Source organism: Hyphomonas sp., from assembly GCF_036964145.1.
Lineage (GTDB): Bacteria > Pseudomonadota > Alphaproteobacteria > Caulobacterales > Hyphomonadaceae > Hyphomonas.
Genome location: NZ_JBALUC010000004.1, coordinates 287655 through 303433, shown reverse-complemented (window position 1 = coordinate 303433; position 15779 = coordinate 287655). Strand labels below are relative to the sequence as shown.

The window sequence follows — 15779 nt, the reverse complement described above, 5'->3', positions numbered from 1 at the left end:
TCGCGGAAAGCCTAACTTGCGGGATTTAACATCATTTCACGGGTTTTGGCGTGACAGGGCGTTTGATCATTCGCCTGCCAGCTTGTAACTGTTAGAGAAAGCGTTCTGGATAAACGGAAAGGCGGGTCTTGATGCTGCATCCATCCACCAAACGGCTGATAGATAAGCTCGGCGACATGACACGCCGTCATAAAGTGACCTGGCAAGAGGCCGAAGACGGCCGCATGACCCACGATACGGAAGGCTATCGGGTCACGCTGACGCCTGAACCCTATGCCGTCCTGCTGACGGATGCCCAGGACCGTGAAATTGAGACCTGCAGCCCGTCCGACTTCGCGGACGATATCGACAGCGACGGCCGCCCCTACACCCTGTTCGTGGAAGAACTCTATCGCGAAGCCAAGCGTCATGCGCGCGGCGCCGAAGAGGCGATCAGTGCGGTGCTGGCCGGGCTGGACGCTGTAGAGATCGATGCCGGAGATTCGCCCTCCGAGCTAGCTGAAGACGCTGTCGAGCAAAACGCTGAAGCCGTGGACGTGGCCGCTGGCGAGGATACGGTCGAGGACCCGCTGGACGACAGCTCCCCGCTGGAACCGGAAGCCTATTGGGAAATGGACAGCCAGTCCGATATTACTTCAGCGGTCGCTTCTCTGGCCAACCAGGTGAATACGCCCTTACCTGCCGCCCCGGTCGACTTTGAAACAATCGACGACATAAGTGACGACGCGGCGGAGCCCTCGAATGACACGTTCGGCACGCAGGCAATGCCGTCGGAAGACGACATACTCACGGATGAAAACACGGCCGTCACTCTTGAAGAAGCGGTCGCGGAGTCCGCTAGCGGCGCAGATATAGCGGAAGCTTCGGAACCGGTAGAAACTGAGACGCCTACGCCCCCGATCATGGGCTATGGGATTTCCTCGCCAGATGCCCTCGCCGCTTTGGAACCTGTGGACGAAGCCGGCCCACTGGATGAGCCGGCCGCCGGCTTCACCCCAACCGGGTTCGTGGACACCTTGCCGGAAGAGGCGCCTGCCGCCGAACAGGAATCGCCACACATCGAGGTCGAAGCTGAGACCGTGGCCGAGCCGGAGGCCTACGCCCCGACATTTTGCGACATCGTGGCAGACGCCCCAAACTATGCGCAGGCGGAGCCCTTCACCACGTCCCCACCTGAGCCAGAATCGGAAAGAGCCCCTAATTTCCTGAGCAGCACTAGCAGTGCCTTCACGGGCGCTCTTGGTGAGCCAAACACCCCTGAGGCGGGACTGGAGCCGGATTCGGCGGAAACTTCGGCGCATTCCTATGCAGAGGATGAAGCCCCTGCGACGGAAGCCCGCTTCGAGACAACGCTCGAGCCAGAGCCCGCTCCCGTCCCGGATCCACAGCCAGCGTCCCCACCCTCCTTCAGCCTGTCCGGCATTGGTGCCCGGCCGGAGGCTGCCCAGCCTCCTGCCCCCATGGAAGCCAACGATCCGGTTGAATCTGTGGGGAGCCCACAGGTTGTGATTGATGCCACACATGATCATGCATGGCCAGGAACCGAACCAACCGGCCTGAATGAAGACACACCCGCTCCGGACCTGGCATTCGGGACGGCGGAGCCGCAGGCCGAGGCCGAGGAAGACCTGTCTCCCGAGCCCGATTTCGTCGTGGAAGCCCAGCCGGAACCGGCTGAAGCCCATGCCGAAGACGAGGAACCTGTAGCAGCCGAGGAGGCGCCCGCCCGTCCGGTCAAACGGTTCAATCCCTGGAACTGAGGCCTAGCCGCGCCAGAAGCGCCGGGTCAGCACGACAAACACGGCAACGAATTCCAACCGCCCGAGCAGCATGGCGATTGCACAGACCCATTTGGCAAAGTCTGGCAACAGCTGGAACGTGCCGGACGGACCGATCATGGGGCCAAGCCCCGGTCCTACGTTGGAAACGCTGGTCGCAGCCCCTGAAATGGCCGTCAGCGCGTCCACGCCCGTGAGGCTGATCAGGGCAGCCGAAACCAGAAAGGTCAGCAGGTAGAGGCTGACGAACACCATGACCGATTGCAGCACTTCCTCGTCCACCGCCTTGCCGGCATAGCGGATCGGCGTGCGGCGGTGCGGCTGGATCATGCGTTGCGAATAGGCGATGATTGTTTTTGCGGCGATTTCCAGCCGGAACATCTTCAGGCCGCACGCAGCCGAGCCTGCGCATCCGCCGACAAAGGTCGCGCCGAGAAACACAACCATCACCGGCTGGCCCCACGTGTCATAAGGCGCCGATGCGTAGCCCGTCCCCGTCATGATGGAGATGATATTGAACAGCGCTTCCTTGAAACCGTGGAAGATGTGATCGAAGATTGGCGGGTCCACCACCGCCTCGTGATAAACGACAATGATCGTGGAGAAGATGAGAGCAAGTCCCAGATAAACGCGCGGCTGCGGGTCTGACAGCATGGGCCGGAGGCGCCCCTGCAGCATCAGCATGGCCAGCAAGCTGAATGGCAGGCCCGCGATGAACATAAAGATCGTGGCGACATAGGGCGCGTTGGTTTCACTGAAGTAGCCAAACGACGCATCATGGGTCGAGTATCCGCCCGCTGACATGGTCGTCATGGCGTGCGTGATCGCGTCGAACCAGTCCATGCCCGTCAGATAATAGAGCAAGGCACAGAGCATCGAAATCAGCAGATAGGTGAAGCCGAGATAGGCCGCGATATCTGTAATGCGCGGCAGGAATTTCCCGGACATGTCAGAGCTTTCGAGCTCGAACAACTGCATCCCGCCGACCCGAAGCTGGGGCAGGATGGCGATTGCCGTCACGATAATGCCGATCCCGCCGATCCATTGCAGGATGGCGCGCCACAGCAGCAGTCCGCGCGGCATGTCATCCAGGCCTGTCATCACCGTGGCGCCCGTCGTGGTCAGGCCGGAAATTGTCTCGAACAGCGAGTCAGTGACGGTCATCCCCGATGCCAGAAAGGGAATGGCGGCGATCATCGGCAGGAAGACCCAGACCAGCACGGTCAACAGGAAGCCTTCCCTCTGTCCGGTCCGCTCCACATCCCCGCGCGACAGTACCCACATGCACGCCCCGATCAGGATGGAGCCGAATGCCGACACTTCGAACACATAGGTTTCCGCCCGGCCGTCAGCGTAATCCATCAGCGCACACGGGATCATCGCCAGGCCCAACAGGACGGTCATGATGCCGATGGCGAGAAAGATGGGACGAAGCTGCATGTCTGGCGGGCAGGATACGCCGCAAATCCTGCTGAGGTGTCAACGCATTGGGTGGTTAAGCAGAATGCACCCTGAACGCGATTTGGGCGGAATTTGAGGGTTTGCCGGGAACTCCTGACGATAATGTCGGACCGTGTCTGGCCTGCGCCGAGGCAGATATGCCATTTTCGCGCCAAGTCCAAGGGCGCGCGCCTGTTGACGCGGTCATCGGCAAGGGCCTAAACGCCCCTTCGTTTCATTTGCAACTGATGACCATTTCATGTTCGACCATTCCTCCTTCGATGCCCATGAGGGCGTCCACCTGTTTCATGACGCGGCAAGCGGCCTGAAGGCGATCATTGCGATCCATTCGACGGCGCTGGGACCGGCGGCAGGCGGCTGCCGCATGTGGAATTACGCCACCGGCGAAGCCATGTTGCGCGACGCCCTGCGGCTCAGTCAGGGCATGAGCTACAAGAATGCCATGGCCGACATCCCCCTCGGCGGCGGCAAGGCGGTGATCTGGGGCGATGCAAAGACCGACAAATCACCCGATTTGTTCCGGGCCTTCGGGCGCGCGGTCGAAAGCCTGCAGGGCAAATACATCACCGCCGAGGATGTCGGGATCGGCGTGGCGGACATGCAGATCGTGCGCGAGGAAACAGCCCATGTCGCCGGCCTTGATGAAGGCGACGCGGCCAGCGGAGATCCCTCTCCGATCACCGCAATGGGAATTTATCTCGGCATTCGCGAAACCGCGAAGCGTGCCTTCGGGACGGATGACCTGACCGGCCGGACGATTGCTGTGCAGGGCGTCGGCTCAGTGGGCGGGCATGTGTGCGAGCATCTGGCCAAGGCTGGCGCAAACCTCGTCATCACCGATATCGACCAGGCGGCCCTGTCGGATATTTCGGCCCGCACCGGCGCAAGGATCGTGCAGCCGGACGATATCTATGACGTCGAGGCGGATATCTTCTCTCCGAACGCTCTGGGCGCCATCATCAATGAACAGACGCTGGAGCGATTCCGTGTGAAGGCGATTGCCGGCGGCGCAAACAACCAGCTTATCGTTCCGGAAATGGGCGAATTGCTGCGCCGGCGCGGCATCCTCTACGCACCGGACTACGTCATTAATGGCGGCGGGATCATCAATGTATGCGCGGAGATTTCCGGCACCTATTCGCGCGACTGGGTGGACGGCAAGGTGAAGGCCCTGATGACGACCCTGGGGCAAGTACTTGATACTGCACTGGAAAACGACGAACCAACCAATCTCGTTGCTGGCCGGATTGCCCGGCAAAGGATTGGCCGGACCGATTAGGTAGTCTCACCTAGTTCAACGGGGTCGATAAATGTTACACAGATTTATCGAACCTGACTGACGCTAGGAGTGAGCCCATGTCCGTAGTCGCCATGTTGCAGGGGACGGTTGAGACCGACCTTGCCACCATCCGCACCGCCCTGTCGCTTGCCCGCCGCATGAATGTGCCGCTGCGGGCCCTGTGCGTCCTGCCCGATCCGAACGCCGCCCTGATGGTGATTGCCACGCCGGAGGCTGCAGGTCTGACCAGCGTCACCACCCAATCGGTCTTCGATATGCAGGAAGAGGTCCTGACCAATGCCCGCGAAGCTTTCAAACAGGCGACGCAAGGCGAGGAGACGGTCACCTGCGAGTTCAAGCACGAGGTCAACACGGTTGAGCGTGCGGCGTCGGATGCCGCCGCCCTGTCCGAGGCGGTAGTGTTTCCGCGCTCCGCTGCGGACGGCTCACAACCGCTGAATGTGTCCTTCGAATATGTCCTGATGGAGGCCCACCTTCCGGTCGTCCTGGCCGGGACGACGACGGACATGGACGGGCCCGCCATTATCGCCTGGGATGGCAGCAATGGCGCAGCCCGGACCGTCCGTTTCCACCTCCCGCTCCTGCGGGCCTTTGGTGACGTCATTATCGCCCAGAACACGGATGATCTGAACAAGGATCCCCAACGCGAGATTGCAGCACCGGAAGCGCTCGTGGAATGGCTGGTCCTGCAGGGCATTTCCTCACGGGTCATGGAAATCGAGGGCGAAGTCTCCTCCGGCCTGCTCGCCATGGCAAAGGGCACTGGGGCCAGCATGATCCTGGCGGGCGCCTATGGTCATTCCCGCCTCGCCGAACGCATTTTCGGCGGCACCACACGCCGCCTGCTACGCGCCGACAACGCCCCCGCTCTGGCGTTGGCCCACTAAAGGAGATTCAGTCATGAGCCTTTCAAAGATCGTACTGCAACTCGCCCGCAATCCCGGCCTGCCAAACGGCGATGCCGGGCAAGGCTATACGCTGGTCGCGCCGCTGACCGCTGAGGGCCAGATCGATGTTGATGCATGGCGCGACAACCGGTCCGCCTGCCGCGTCGTACGCTTCAGCCCAGACCCTGACGAGCATGCCGATGGCCTGCTGACCCATCGCGGCAGTCGCTGGTTCTTCCATTATGATGAAGACGATGAGGGGGATGACGAAGCCGGCTACAAGCTGGGCGAACATATCTTCAAGGAAGGCGAATATGTAACCATCGCCAGCCATGGCGAAACACCGCTCACTTACAAGATTACCGATATCAGCTCCATCTGATCCTTCCCGGGCGTCAAGCTGGACAGCCTTCCGTTATCATCGCAAACTTCCACCCATGAGGGCAGGCAAACATGCCCCTTGGGAGGAAGACATGAAGAGATTGTTGGGCCTCGCCGTTTCGGCGATCGCACTGGCTGCGTGCGATAGCTCCGCGCCAGACAATTCTGCACCGGACAGCGATACCGCGCAAATTGAACAAACCGCGCCTGCCTCGGGGCGGACGGCTGGATACAATGAAGACCGGAATGCCTATTTCGGTGACCTGCATATCCACACGCGCTCCAGCTTTGATGCATATATCTTCAATGTCCGGCGCACTGCCGATGACGCCTATAGGTTTGCCCGGGGCGAGACCATCACCCACCCTTCCGGCTTTGACATGACCATTGCGGGCGGCCCGCTCGATTTCTACACCGTGACCGACCATGCCGAATATCTCGGCATCCTGCCCGTCATGGATACGCCCGGCACGGATCTTTCCGAATTACCGCGCGCCAAGGATATGTTCTCGGCCGATCCCGCAAAGATTACTGCGGCATTCCAGGGCGTCGGTGCGTCGGTCCGCTCGGGCGAACCGATCGAGGAAATGTACGATACCGAGATCATGGGCTCGGTCTGGCAACAGAATATTGACGCTGCCGACAAATATTATGTGCCCGGCGAGTTCACGACGTTTGCCGCCTATGAGTTCACGTCCGTGACCATGAATGAGGAGGATGGTTCATTTGCCGGGGGCAATCTCCACCGCAATGTCTTCTTCAAGGGCGACGCGCCGGACCGTGCTTTCTCGACCCTAGATTCGCCTAACCCGGAAGACTTGTGGGACTGGATGGATCAACAACGGGCTGAAGGCTATGAAGCCATCGCCATTCCGCACAATTCGAATGTATCCGATGGACAGATGTTCCGTCTGGAAACCTATAATGGCGACCCGCTGGACGTGGCCTATGCCGACCAGCGCATGCGCAACGAGCCGCTCGTCGAAGTAACCCAAGTCAAAGGGACCAGCGAGACCCACCCTGCCCTCTCGCCCAATGACGAATGGGCCGACTTCGAAATCTATGACCGGCTACTGGCTTCCTTCCAGGTGTCGAAAACGGAAGGCGGCTATGTCCGGGAAGCCTATCGCAATGGCTTGAAGCTTCAGGAGAAGCAGGGTTTCGACCCGTTCCACTTTGGCCTCGTCGGAGCATCCGATAGCCATGTGGCAGGCGGTGCCTATGCCGAGAATGATTACTGGTCGAAAGTGGGGATTGTCGACGGCACCCCGATGGCACGCGGCTCGGTTCCGTTCCTGGGCACAAAAAGCTGGGATGCCCAGCCCGACAATCCGATGGTCAATAATGCACGGGAATGGTTTTCCCGCTGGGCCGCGTCTGGCCTGACCGGCGTGTGGGCCGAGGAAAATACGCGCGAATCCATCTTTGATGCCTTCCGCCGCAAGGAAACCTTTGCCACGACCGGCCCGCGCATGAAGGTACGCTTCTTCGGCGGGTATGGGTATACGGAAGACATGCTGGACGACGCCGACCTGACCCGGCAAGCCTATGAGGGCGGGGTGTCGATGGGCGGCGATCTTGTCGGCACCGGTGAAGCTCCGGCGTTCCTCGCTTGGGCACAGCGCGATCCCAATATGGGCGCCCTTCAGCGCGTCCAGATCGTGAAGGTCACATCCGGCGGAGAAGCCATCTATGATGTCGCCTGCCACAATGGCGCGCCCGACCCGGCCACCCATCGCTGCGCAGATAATGGCGCAGCCGTCGACATGGACACCTGCACGCCGACCGGAGAAGGCGCCAGTGAGCTGAAAGCCGTCTGGCAGGATCCGGATTTCGACGTCGCGCAGCGCGCGACCTATTATGTCCGTGTGCTGGAAAACCCGAGCTGCCGCTGGTCCACCTGGGAAGCCATGCGCGGGAATGTCGAGCCCCGCCCTGACGTGCCCCAGACCATTCAGGAGCGCGCCTACACCTCGCCGATCTGGTACATTCCAGCCGAATAAGGGACTAGCGCCTTGAAGTTCCTGCGAGATCCACTCGTTCATTTTGTCGTGGTGGCGGCCTTGGTATTTGGCGCGCATGCAGTCTGGCAGGCGCGGTCGGCCCGGACCGAGTCCACCATCCTCGTTTCTGCAAGCGAGATCGAACGTATGGCCGCGCTCTACACGTCCGAGGCAGGCGCCCTCCCCGGCGAGGCCGACATGGCCGCGATGCTCTCAGACCATGTGCGTGATGAAGCGCTGGCACGGGAAGCGCGCCGGCTCGGGCTGGACCGGAACGATACGATCATCACCCGGCGCCTTGCCCAGAAGATGACTTTCATGGTCTCGGACCTGCAGGAAGATCCAATTCCGACCGAACAGGATTTGCGAGATTGGCACACGGCACATCCTGATCGGTTTACTCAGCCAGCAACCCTGACTTTCAGCCACGTCTATTTCAGCCCGGATGTGCGCGGCGCCGAGGCAAGTCCGGCCGCTGAGACCGCCCTCGCGCGCCTGAGCGGGTTCAATCCCCCGGACAGCGCCACGCTTGGCGATCCCTTCATGCTCCAGCGGCAATATGGCGACATTCCTTTCCGGGAACTCGCGCGCCAATTCGGCGGCGCCTTTGCGGAAAGCCTGTCCACCCTTCCCGTCTCCGAGGACTGGCAAGGCCCCGTCGCCTCGGCATATGGCGTCCACCTCGTCCAGATCACGAAATCTACGCCTGCGAAGCTTTCCCCGTTTGAGGACGTCGCACCAGAGGTCCGCAAGGACTGGCTGGAGCAGACCCGGCGTGACGCGAACGAACAGGCCATTCAGGACATCATCGCCCGCTATGAGGTCGTGATAGAGGGACTGGACTGATGCGGGTTGCACTCTGTCTGCTGGCCGTCGTCCTGATTGCCCTGTGCGCGGCCGCTCATGAAGTGCGCCCGGCCTATTTGGAAATTACCGAAACCGAGGCGGGCCAGTATGACGTCATATGGAAACAGCCGGTACTCGATGGCCGACGTCTGAAACTTGAGCCCATGTTTCCCGGCGAGTGCACGCGCCGTAATGAACGCATGTCGGCGCCCGTCGCAACCCTGATCACGCGCTGGTCGATGATTTGCGACCTGAACTCAGGCAACCTGTCGATCGACGGCCTGGACCGCACCCTGACGGATGTTTTCCTGCGGCTTGACCGGCTGGAAGCAGACGACATCTCAGCCGTGCTGCGCCCCGGCGCCAGTTCCGTTGAGCTGAGCAGACCACAGGGGGCGCCGATACTCGCCTATTTCCGGATCGGGGTGGAACACATCCTGTTCGGGTTCGATCATTTGCTCTTCGTGCTGGGTCTGGTCCTGCTGGTCAGGCCGCGCCAGTTGCTCGCCACGGTGACCGCCTTCACGGTCGCGCACTCCATCACCCTCGCCGCGTCAGCCCTCGGCGGGATCACCCTGCCCGGCCCACCAGTGGAAATCGTCATCGCGATGAGCATTGCCCTGCTGGGCGCTGAAGCGATTTACCGGATGCGGGGACAGGAGACGCTCGCGCAAACCCGCCCCTGGATCATCGCCTTCGGGTTCGGTCTCGTGCACGGATTCGGTTTTGCGGGCGCCCTGTCAGAGATCGGCTTGCCGAAGGGCGCGGAAGTGATGGCCCTGCTCCTGTTCAATCTTGGCGTCGAGGCCGGACAAGTCGCTTTCGTCCTTTTCGTGCTGGCGCTCGCCTGGCTGGGGCGCCACCTCTATCGCAAAGGCGAACCCGCGGTGCGCACGGCCTTGGCCTACAGCATCGGCATCACGGGCAGTTTCTGGGCCATAGAACGGATCGCAGAGACCTTTTTCTAAAGGCCAATTGCCTTCCACAACATGCGCGCTGCCACCACGGCCAGCAATATGGCGAACCAGCGTTTCAGCTTGGCCGCATCGAGGCTGTGCGCCAGCTTCGCGCCCACGGGCGCCATAGTCACCGTGAATGTGGAGATGAGCGCAAACGCTGCGAGGTTCACATTGCCGAATGAGAATGGCGGGCGGCCCTCTGTGCCCCAGCCGACGACAATCGCCGCCAACGCGCCCGGCAGACCGATGGCAACGCCCCAGCCCGCTGCCGTGGCAACCGCGCGGTGGATCGGACGGCCACAAAGCGTCATCAGGCTGACGCCAAACGTGCCGCCGCCTATTCCCATCAGCGCCGAAAGTGCGCCGACAGACGCGCCAAGCCCTGCCCGCGCCATGCCGGTCGGCATGTCATCCGCCAGTCGCCATGTGGGACGTCCGAAATAAAGCTGCGCGGCCAGCAGGAAGGCCAGAGACCCGAAAATCGCGAGCAGGCCCCGATTGGACAAGTAGCCACTCACCGCCATGCCGATCAGGGCGCCGATCACGATCCAGGGAGCCCAACCGCGAATGATCTGCCAATCGACGGCGCCATGAGAATTATGCGCAAGCACGCTGCGGATCGAGGTCAGGATGATCGTCGCAAGCGATGTGGACACGGCGACATGCATCGCCGTCTCGCTGTAGCCCATGCCCTCAAACAGGAAATACAGAACGGGCACGATAATGGCACCGCCGCCAATGCCAAACAGGCCGGCGGCCAACCCGGCCGCGATCCCGGCGGCAGCAAGCGCCAGCAGGAGGGGCGCATACTGCGCAAGGAGATCCATCACGTAATTATTGCCCCGGACTCTGATTCATCGTTCGCGAGGGATACCAAGACATACGCCGCAAGGAAAACCCTTTGGTGACGATACGTCGCCTCCCCTACCAGACGCCCGCCTGCTTGAGTGCGGCGTCCAGTGAAGGTGGAATGTCGATAGCGGCTTCCTTGCTGCCCAGATCGCGCGGCGCCTCGCCCGGTTTCAAATAGCGCCAGCCCTGGAAAGGCCGCTTCGGCTTGGCATAGGTGCGCACCAGATTGGGATCGAAGACAAGCTCGCACATCGAGTGGCCATCTCCGGCGACTTCGCGCACCTCGAGTATGCGCTGGCGAACCCGGATCGCCCCCTTGATGACCCAATAGATCGACCCGCCTTCCAGCAGCTGGTCTTTCTGTTTCGGCATCATGCGCGTGCGATGGAACGGCTCATGCCCCTGTTTCATCAGGCGCTTCTGCCAGTTCACCAGATCGTCAATATCTTCCGCGCCGACGCAGAGCTTCACCATGTGAATCGTCATGCGCCTAATTTAGCCGCCTTAGCGCGGCAATCCAGACATGAGCTGCGGCCCTTTTCGCCGAATTTCAAAATCTGTTTCGGCCTCGGCGCTCGCAAAGAAGAATTCGGTCTGGATGATGTTCGCTGAATAGCGTCGCGAGATCGTGCGAAAGGCCGCGCGCGCTTCAAGATCAATCGAGAAGCTGGACACATAGCTCATACCCCAGCGCGGTTCGGTCCGGATGAAATAGCTCTGCTCATAGCGGGTCAGCTTGCCGCCCTCCGGTCCCGCAACCGGCTTCGGCAGGCGATAGTCGATCCTCAGGAAGCGCTCGCCCACGGGATCCAGCCACGCTGTCGCCTGCAGACGTTCGGCCGCCCAGACATCGAATTCGCCGTCATTGGTCGAGGGTTGGTGCCTGAACGCGACTCGCCAGGCATGGCCCATATCCTCCACCCGCACTTCGCGGCCCATGCTGGCGCGCAGATCGTCCGGGAACAGGCGCCCATCCGGCGCAGCTTCATTGGCCCAGTTGGCGGCCACCTCTTCCAGTTCGTCATCTTCCCCCTCCCAGGAGACAACCTGCCACCGAGCGCCCTTCTCGTTGCGGGGATCATAGGAATAGACGCGGCTGGCATGCTGGCTTTGCAGTTCGACAGTGAAAGCGGCCCGCAGGGTGCGCGGCGCTTCCGTCGCGGTCAGCGCCGCGTCCAGTGGCGGGGCCTGCGTCATCATGATGAGGCTCGCAAGGAAAGCCAGAAGCATCTCGAATTACCGTCCCGTAATCTGAATAGGTCCGGAATGCGGCTGATCTTGGGCACAGGGCAAGAGTTCACGCGCCAGTTCGGACCGGTCAAAACTGTCCGGCCAGTGTGGCGCTGAATGATTTACGGGACTTGAACGGGCTGCGTCCAGAGACCGGCTAATCAGGCCTGACCTTCATCCTTCAGAGGAATGCCATAGAGTTCAAGCCGGTGGTCCACCAGCTTGAAGCCGAGTTTCTTCGCGATCTCGACCTGAAGGCGCTCGATTTCCTCGGAATGGAACTCGACCACTTCGCCATTTTTCACATTGATGAGGTGGTCATGGTGTTCGTCCGGCACCTCTTCATAGCGGGCGCGGCCATCCCGGAAATCATGCGCCTGGATGATGCCGGCATCCTCGAAGAGTTTCACGGTCCGGTAGACGGTGGCCAGCGAGATCGACGCGTCCATGGAATTTGCGCGGCGGTGCAATTCTTCGGCGTCCGGGTGGTCTTCAGACGAGGACAGAACCCGCGCAATGATGCGCCGGGGTTCGGTCATCCGGAGGCCTTTTTCGGCACAGAGTTTTTCGAGTCGATCCATGGGAATGTTTTGCCCTCACATTTCAAGGAAGTCCAGTGGATTGAAACCTCAAACGCACCCAGAACCTCTCCTGGCGTCACCCCAGATGCAGGCTGAAAAACTCCACTGTGCGCGCCCAGGCCAACGCCGCAGCCTCGGCGTCGTAGCGCGGGGTCGTGTCATTATGGAAGCCGTGGTTCACGCCGGGATAGATATAGGCCTCGTACTCCGCGCGATGTTCATCGAGCGCCGCCTTGTAGGTTGGCCACCCCCCGTTCACGCGCTCATCCAGTCCGGCGAGATGGATTTGCAGGGGGACTTTCATGTCTGCAGCCTCTTCCGCCGAAGGCCAACCGCCATAATATGGCACTGCAGCGGAGAGCCAAGGCTGGCGCACCGCCATGAGATTGGACACAGCGCCGCCGAAACAGAAGCCGACACAACCGACCTTGCTATTGACCGCCGCATGTCCGCGCAGGAAATCGGCTGCTGCCATGAAATCCTGAACCATGGATTCCCGGTCCCGCGTCGCCTGCATGGGCCGGCCCTCATCATCAGTTCCGGGATAGCCGCCAAGGGGATAGAGCGCGTCTGGAGCGAAGGCGACATAGCCCGCCTGCGCCGCGCGACGCGTCACATCCCGGATATGCGGATTCAATCCGCGATTTTCGTGGATGACGACAATGCCGGGCAAAGTCTGCTCAGCTCCAGCGGGGCGCACGAAATATCCTTCCATCTCGCCTGCGCCGTTCGGAGAGCTGTAGACCAGCGTTTCCTCATACAAGCCGTCTGCGCCAGGCTGGGTCTGCTGCTTGCTATAATCAGGCATGACGCACGCCGCGAGGCTCGTCACGGTCAGGCCGCCAACCGCATATTTGCTGAGGCTGGAAAAGAAGGCGCGTCGGGACAGGTCACCATGACAATAGGCGTCATATAGTTCGAACACCTCCTGCGGGATGTCTGCCGGATCAGGTTTCTGGGTCATCGGATGTCCTCCTTGGCGCGTTGAACGGGAACATAACGCATTTTCCGCCGCCGCCCAGCAGGACCGAACCTAGCGGGCAATCCCAAGGAAGCGTGACATCAGGATCGCATCAACGGGGATGTCTCGCGCCGCCTTGTAGTAGCGGGGCCGGCGGCCATCCTCGACGAAGCCATGCGCGCGGTAAAGTTCGCGTGCGGCCACATTATCTTCGGCAACGTCCAACGTGATACGTATCACGCCGCGCTCGCCCATTCGCTTTACCAGTGCCTCGATCAGCTGGCTGGCAAGCCCTTGCCGCCTCTGATCCGGATCGGTCGCAATCGTCAGGATATCGGTTTCACCTGCCACCGTCTGGCCCATCGCAAAGGCGACCAGCTGTCCATCGCTCTGGATGCCGAGGGTGAGGACATTCGGATCCTTCAACAGGTCACGCATGGAAGCGGCGCTCCAGGCATCGTCAAAGCATTTGGCATGGAGGGTGGCCACCTGCCCGGCATCGTCCGGCCGTAATACGAGCAGGCCGGACATCAGGATTTGGGCTCCGGCAATTTCGCGTCCGGGTCGCGCGCATAGACCGGTGCGGGGGGATGGCTGGCCGGATCAAACATGGGCGCCTTCAGCGCCGCCGTCACGGCCGATGGGATCAGCGGACGAATATCCAGCGCGTCTGCCAGGTCTCCCAGCGCTTCCCCACCCTGCATGAAGATGGGCGCATGGAATCCGGTCAGCATGGCCTTCAACTCGTCCAGCCTAACCTCCATCGTGTCCGCAATGCCCTGATTTCCCGAGACGCCTTGCACCCACCAGGTTTGCTCCGGCGGGCGCTTTTGCGCGGCAATGCAGCCGAGCACTGTGTCTTCCATTCCGGCTGGAATGGCGGCCTCGATACTGGTGACCCCGACGCAGGGCGCTTCGGTGACGAGCGACAGGCCGCGGGCATAGGCAACGCCAATCCGGATGCCCGTGAAACTGCCGGGCCCGGTGACCACGGCGATCCGGTCCAGATCCGCCAATGTCACGCGCGCCTCTTCGAGCAGGCGCTCGACAAAACCCGGCAAGGCCTTGTCCTGGCCACGCGCCATTGTCTCGCGCGCATCGGCGAGGATCTCCCCGTCGCGCACGATCGCCGCTTCCATGGCCGTGAAGGCAGTATTCAGTCCAAGGACGAGCATCTCAGCCTAGACGATCCGGCACGCCTCATCGAAATGCAGCCGGGGGCTGCGCGCAAAGATGGTGGACTTGTCGCCATAGCCGAGATTGCAGATCCAGTTGACCCGCCAGTTCTTCTCTTCGCCGTCCTGACTCTCGAAGAACTCTTTGTTCACGCCATCCATGTCGAAGCCGGACATCGGGCCGGTATCAAGCCCGAGCGAGCGCGCAGCCATCAGGAAATAGGCGCTCTGAAGCGAGCCATTCCGGAACGCGGTCTCCTCGCGATTATTGTCGAACCAGGTCTTGGCGCTCGGATTGTGCGGAAAGAGTTTCGGGATCTTCTCCTGGAACTCCATGTCATATGCGATGATCACGGACCATTTGGCTTCCTTTACCTTTTGCTGGTTGCCTTGGGAGACAAGCGGCAAAAGGCGTTCCTTGCCCTCCGCAGAGGAGACGAAGACGAAACGCGCCGGCGAACAATTGGCGCTGGTCGGCCCCATCTTGGCGAGGTCATAGACAGCCCTAACCAGGACTTCCGGGACATCCTTGTCCTGAAACCCGTTATAGCTGCGTCCGTCCCGAAAAATCACGTCGAGCGCATGGTCGTTCACCGGGTGAGCCATGACCTGTTTCCTTCTGTTGCTGGAATATGTGTGTGCGAGTCTTGCCGGGAAACGCCTGAACAATCAATGCTGTCCACAGCCCTTGCTCAGATCGGGCGCCTACAGCACGGCCTCGACCGCAGTGACTTCCGGCACATAGGTCTTCAGCATGTTCTCGATGCCCTGTTTCAAGGTCATCGTGGAAGACGGGCACCCTGCACAGGCGCCGCGCATGGACAGGTGGACGATGCCGGTATCCGGTTCGAATTTGTGGAAGATGATGTCGCCGCCATCCTGCGCTACGGCTGGGCGGACGCGCGTCTCGATCAGTTCGCGAATTTCCTCGACGATTTCGGCGGCCTCGCCCTCATAGCTGACGTCCGCTTCGGTGTCGGCCGAGGGCGCTGCCCCCTCCTCCACCACCGGCAGGCCAGCCATATAATGGTCCATGATGGCAGCCAGCACCATCGGCTTCACATGTTTCCAGTCCTTGTCCGTGTCCTTGTTGATCGACACGAAATCACTGCCGAGGAACACGCGCTCCACACCCTCGACCTGAAACAGGGCGCGCGCCAGCAGGCTGATCCGGGCACTGGCAGCGTCGGGAAAATCGAACGGGCCCGCATCGCCCGCCACGGGATGGCCGGGCAGGAATTTCACGGTATCCGGGTTCGGCGTCGGTTCGGTCTGGATGAACATGGCCTTGGGGGCCCTTTCTGGCTTGCGGTCTTACCGTTCCAGATGGCTCAGACGAGGGGCAGGTTCAAGGGATGGCGTGAG

The 15779-nt window shown here is 61.2% G+C and carries 17 protein-coding genes; 7 read left to right on the top strand and 10 right to left on the bottom strand.

Annotated elements, in window-relative coordinates; translation table 11 throughout:
* Positions 1-131 precede the first annotated feature (131 nt).
* Complete coding sequence (locus V7660_RS13595; RefSeq protein ID WP_335603594.1) at positions 132-1760, top strand: hypothetical protein; 1629 nt, start codon at positions 132-134, stop codon at positions 1758-1760.
* Positions 1761-1763: 3 nt separating this feature from the next.
* Here V7660_RS13595 and V7660_RS13590 read toward each other — a convergent pair whose 3' ends face one another.
* Complete coding sequence (locus tag V7660_RS13590) at positions 1764-3218, bottom strand: TrkH family potassium uptake protein (protein ID WP_335603593.1); 1455 nt, start codon at positions 3216-3218, stop codon at positions 1764-1766.
* Positions 3219-3477: 259 nt separating this feature from the next.
* On the opposite strand from V7660_RS13590, the gene V7660_RS13585 reads away from it, so the two are divergent.
* The 6 genes from V7660_RS13585 (at position 3478) to V7660_RS13560 (ending at position 9624) form a co-directional block, all read left to right on the top strand.
* Positions 3478-4518 (top strand): Glu/Leu/Phe/Val family dehydrogenase, encoded by a 1041-nt coding sequence (locus V7660_RS13585; RefSeq protein ID WP_335603592.1) that lies wholly within the window; start codon positions 3478-3480, stop codon positions 4516-4518.
* Between the two features lie 77 nt (positions 4519-4595).
* On the top strand, positions 4596-5426 hold the full coding sequence (locus tag V7660_RS13580; RefSeq protein WP_335603591.1) for a universal stress protein: 831 nt from the start codon (positions 4596-4598) through the stop codon (positions 5424-5426).
* 13 nt (positions 5427-5439) lie between these two features.
* Entirely contained in the window at positions 5440-5808 is a 369-nt protein-coding gene (locus tag V7660_RS13575; protein ID WP_335603590.1) for a hypothetical protein, read from the top strand.
* A 91-nt stretch (positions 5809-5899) separates the two neighbouring features.
* Entirely contained in the window at positions 5900-7810 is a 1911-nt protein-coding gene (locus tag V7660_RS13570) for a DUF3604 domain-containing protein (RefSeq protein ID WP_335603589.1), read from the top strand.
* 12 nt (positions 7811-7822) lie between these two features.
* Positions 7823-8656: a peptidylprolyl isomerase gene (locus V7660_RS13565; RefSeq protein ID WP_335603588.1), complete on the top strand. Its 834-nt coding sequence runs from the start codon at positions 7823-7825 to the stop codon at positions 8654-8656.
* Positions 8656-9624: a HupE/UreJ family protein gene (locus tag V7660_RS13560; RefSeq protein WP_335603587.1), complete on the top strand. Its 969-nt coding sequence runs from the start codon at positions 8656-8658 to the stop codon at positions 9622-9624. Before V7660_RS13565 ends, V7660_RS13560 begins: the two co-directional genes overlap by 1 nt.
* Here V7660_RS13560 and V7660_RS13555 read toward each other — a convergent pair.
* From V7660_RS13555 to V7660_RS13515, 9 genes are all read right to left on the bottom strand, one after another.
* Positions 9621-10442, bottom strand: coding sequence for a sulfite exporter TauE/SafE family protein (locus V7660_RS13555; protein WP_335603586.1), 822 nt, complete (start codon positions 10440-10442; stop codon positions 9621-9623). The two genes, V7660_RS13560 and V7660_RS13555, sit on opposite strands and share 4 nt — an antisense overlap.
* A gap of 97 nt (positions 10443-10539) precedes the next feature.
* Positions 10540-10953 (bottom strand): DUF1489 family protein, encoded by a 414-nt coding sequence (locus tag V7660_RS13550; protein WP_335603585.1) that lies wholly within the window; start codon positions 10951-10953, stop codon positions 10540-10542.
* 18 nt (positions 10954-10971) lie between these two features.
* Positions 10972-11697: a hypothetical protein gene (locus V7660_RS13545; RefSeq protein WP_335603584.1), complete on the bottom strand. Its 726-nt coding sequence runs from the start codon at positions 11695-11697 to the stop codon at positions 10972-10974.
* A 161-nt stretch (positions 11698-11858) separates the two neighbouring features.
* The gene (locus tag V7660_RS13540; protein ID WP_335603583.1) at positions 11859-12278 is read right to left on the bottom strand and encodes a Fur family transcriptional regulator; all 420 of its coding nucleotides are present in this window, start codon (positions 12276-12278) and stop codon (positions 11859-11861) included.
* Positions 12279-12354: 76 nt separating this feature from the next.
* Positions 12355-13242 carry a dienelactone hydrolase family protein gene (locus tag V7660_RS13535; protein ID WP_335603582.1) on the bottom strand — a complete coding sequence of 296 codons (888 nt, stop codon included), beginning with the start codon at positions 13240-13242 and terminating at the stop codon, positions 12355-12357.
* 69 nt (positions 13243-13311) lie between these two features.
* Positions 13312-13770 carry a ribosomal protein S18-alanine N-acetyltransferase gene (gene rimI / locus V7660_RS13530; protein WP_335603581.1) on the bottom strand — a complete coding sequence of 153 codons (459 nt, stop codon included), beginning with the start codon at positions 13768-13770 and terminating at the stop codon, positions 13312-13314.
* Positions 13770-14414: a tRNA (adenosine(37)-N6)-threonylcarbamoyltransferase complex dimerization subunit type 1 TsaB gene (tsaB, locus tag V7660_RS13525; protein WP_335603580.1), complete on the bottom strand. Its 645-nt coding sequence runs from the start codon at positions 14412-14414 to the stop codon at positions 13770-13772. The genes rimI and tsaB overlap by 1 nt, the downstream gene beginning before the upstream one ends.
* Before the next feature lie 6 nt (positions 14415-14420).
* Positions 14421-15020 (bottom strand): malonic semialdehyde reductase, encoded by a 600-nt coding sequence (locus V7660_RS13520; protein WP_335603579.1) that lies wholly within the window; start codon positions 15018-15020, stop codon positions 14421-14423.
* A gap of 99 nt (positions 15021-15119) precedes the next feature.
* On the bottom strand, positions 15120-15698 hold the full coding sequence (locus tag V7660_RS13515) for a NifU family protein (protein ID WP_335603578.1): 579 nt from the start codon (positions 15696-15698) through the stop codon (positions 15120-15122).
* Positions 15699-15779 lie beyond the last annotated feature (81 nt).

What these genes read in the sequence shown, in the direction of transcription:
- V7660_RS13595 (WP_335603594.1), top strand. Translation starts at nt 132, where the DNA reads ATGCTGCATCCATCCACCAAACGGCTGATAGATAAGCTCGGCGACATG.
- V7660_RS13590 (WP_335603593.1), bottom strand. Translation starts at nt 3,218, where the DNA reads ATGCAGCTTCGTCCCATCTTTCTCGCCATCGGCATCATGACCGTCCTG.
- V7660_RS13585 (WP_335603592.1), top strand. Translation starts at nt 3,478, where the DNA reads ATGTTCGACCATTCCTCCTTCGATGCCCATGAGGGCGTCCACCTGTTT.
- V7660_RS13580 (WP_335603591.1), top strand. Translation starts at nt 4,596, where the DNA reads ATGTCCGTAGTCGCCATGTTGCAGGGGACGGTTGAGACCGACCTTGCC.
- V7660_RS13575 (WP_335603590.1), top strand. Translation starts at nt 5,440, where the DNA reads ATGAGCCTTTCAAAGATCGTACTGCAACTCGCCCGCAATCCCGGCCTG.
- V7660_RS13570 (WP_335603589.1), top strand. Translation starts at nt 5,900, where the DNA reads ATGAAGAGATTGTTGGGCCTCGCCGTTTCGGCGATCGCACTGGCTGCG.
- V7660_RS13560 (WP_335603587.1), top strand. Translation starts at nt 8,656, where the DNA reads ATGCGGGTTGCACTCTGTCTGCTGGCCGTCGTCCTGATTGCCCTGTGC.
- V7660_RS13555 (WP_335603586.1), bottom strand. Translation starts at nt 10,442, where the DNA reads ATGGATCTCCTTGCGCAGTATGCGCCCCTCCTGCTGGCGCTTGCTGCC.
- V7660_RS13550 (WP_335603585.1), bottom strand. Translation starts at nt 10,953, where the DNA reads ATGACGATTCACATGGTGAAGCTCTGCGTCGGCGCGGAAGATATTGAC.
- V7660_RS13545 (WP_335603584.1), bottom strand. Translation starts at nt 11,697, where the DNA reads ATGCTTCTGGCTTTCCTTGCGAGCCTCATCATGATGACGCAGGCCCCG.
- V7660_RS13540 (WP_335603583.1), bottom strand. Translation starts at nt 12,278, where the DNA reads ATGGATCGACTCGAAAAACTCTGTGCCGAAAAAGGCCTCCGGATGACC.
- V7660_RS13535 (WP_335603582.1), bottom strand. Translation starts at nt 13,242, where the DNA reads ATGACCCAGAAACCTGATCCGGCAGACATCCCGCAGGAGGTGTTCGAA.
- rimI (WP_335603581.1), bottom strand. Translation starts at nt 13,770, where the DNA reads ATGTCCGGCCTGCTCGTATTACGGCCGGACGATGCCGGGCAGGTGGCC.
- tsaB (WP_335603580.1), bottom strand. Translation starts at nt 14,414, where the DNA reads ATGCTCGTCCTTGGACTGAATACTGCCTTCACGGCCATGGAAGCGGCG.
- V7660_RS13520 (WP_335603579.1), bottom strand. Translation starts at nt 15,020, where the DNA reads ATGGCTCACCCGGTGAACGACCATGCGCTCGACGTGATTTTTCGGGAC.
- V7660_RS13515 (WP_335603578.1), bottom strand. Translation starts at nt 15,698, where the DNA reads ATGTTCATCCAGACCGAACCGACGCCGAACCCGGATACCGTGAAATTC.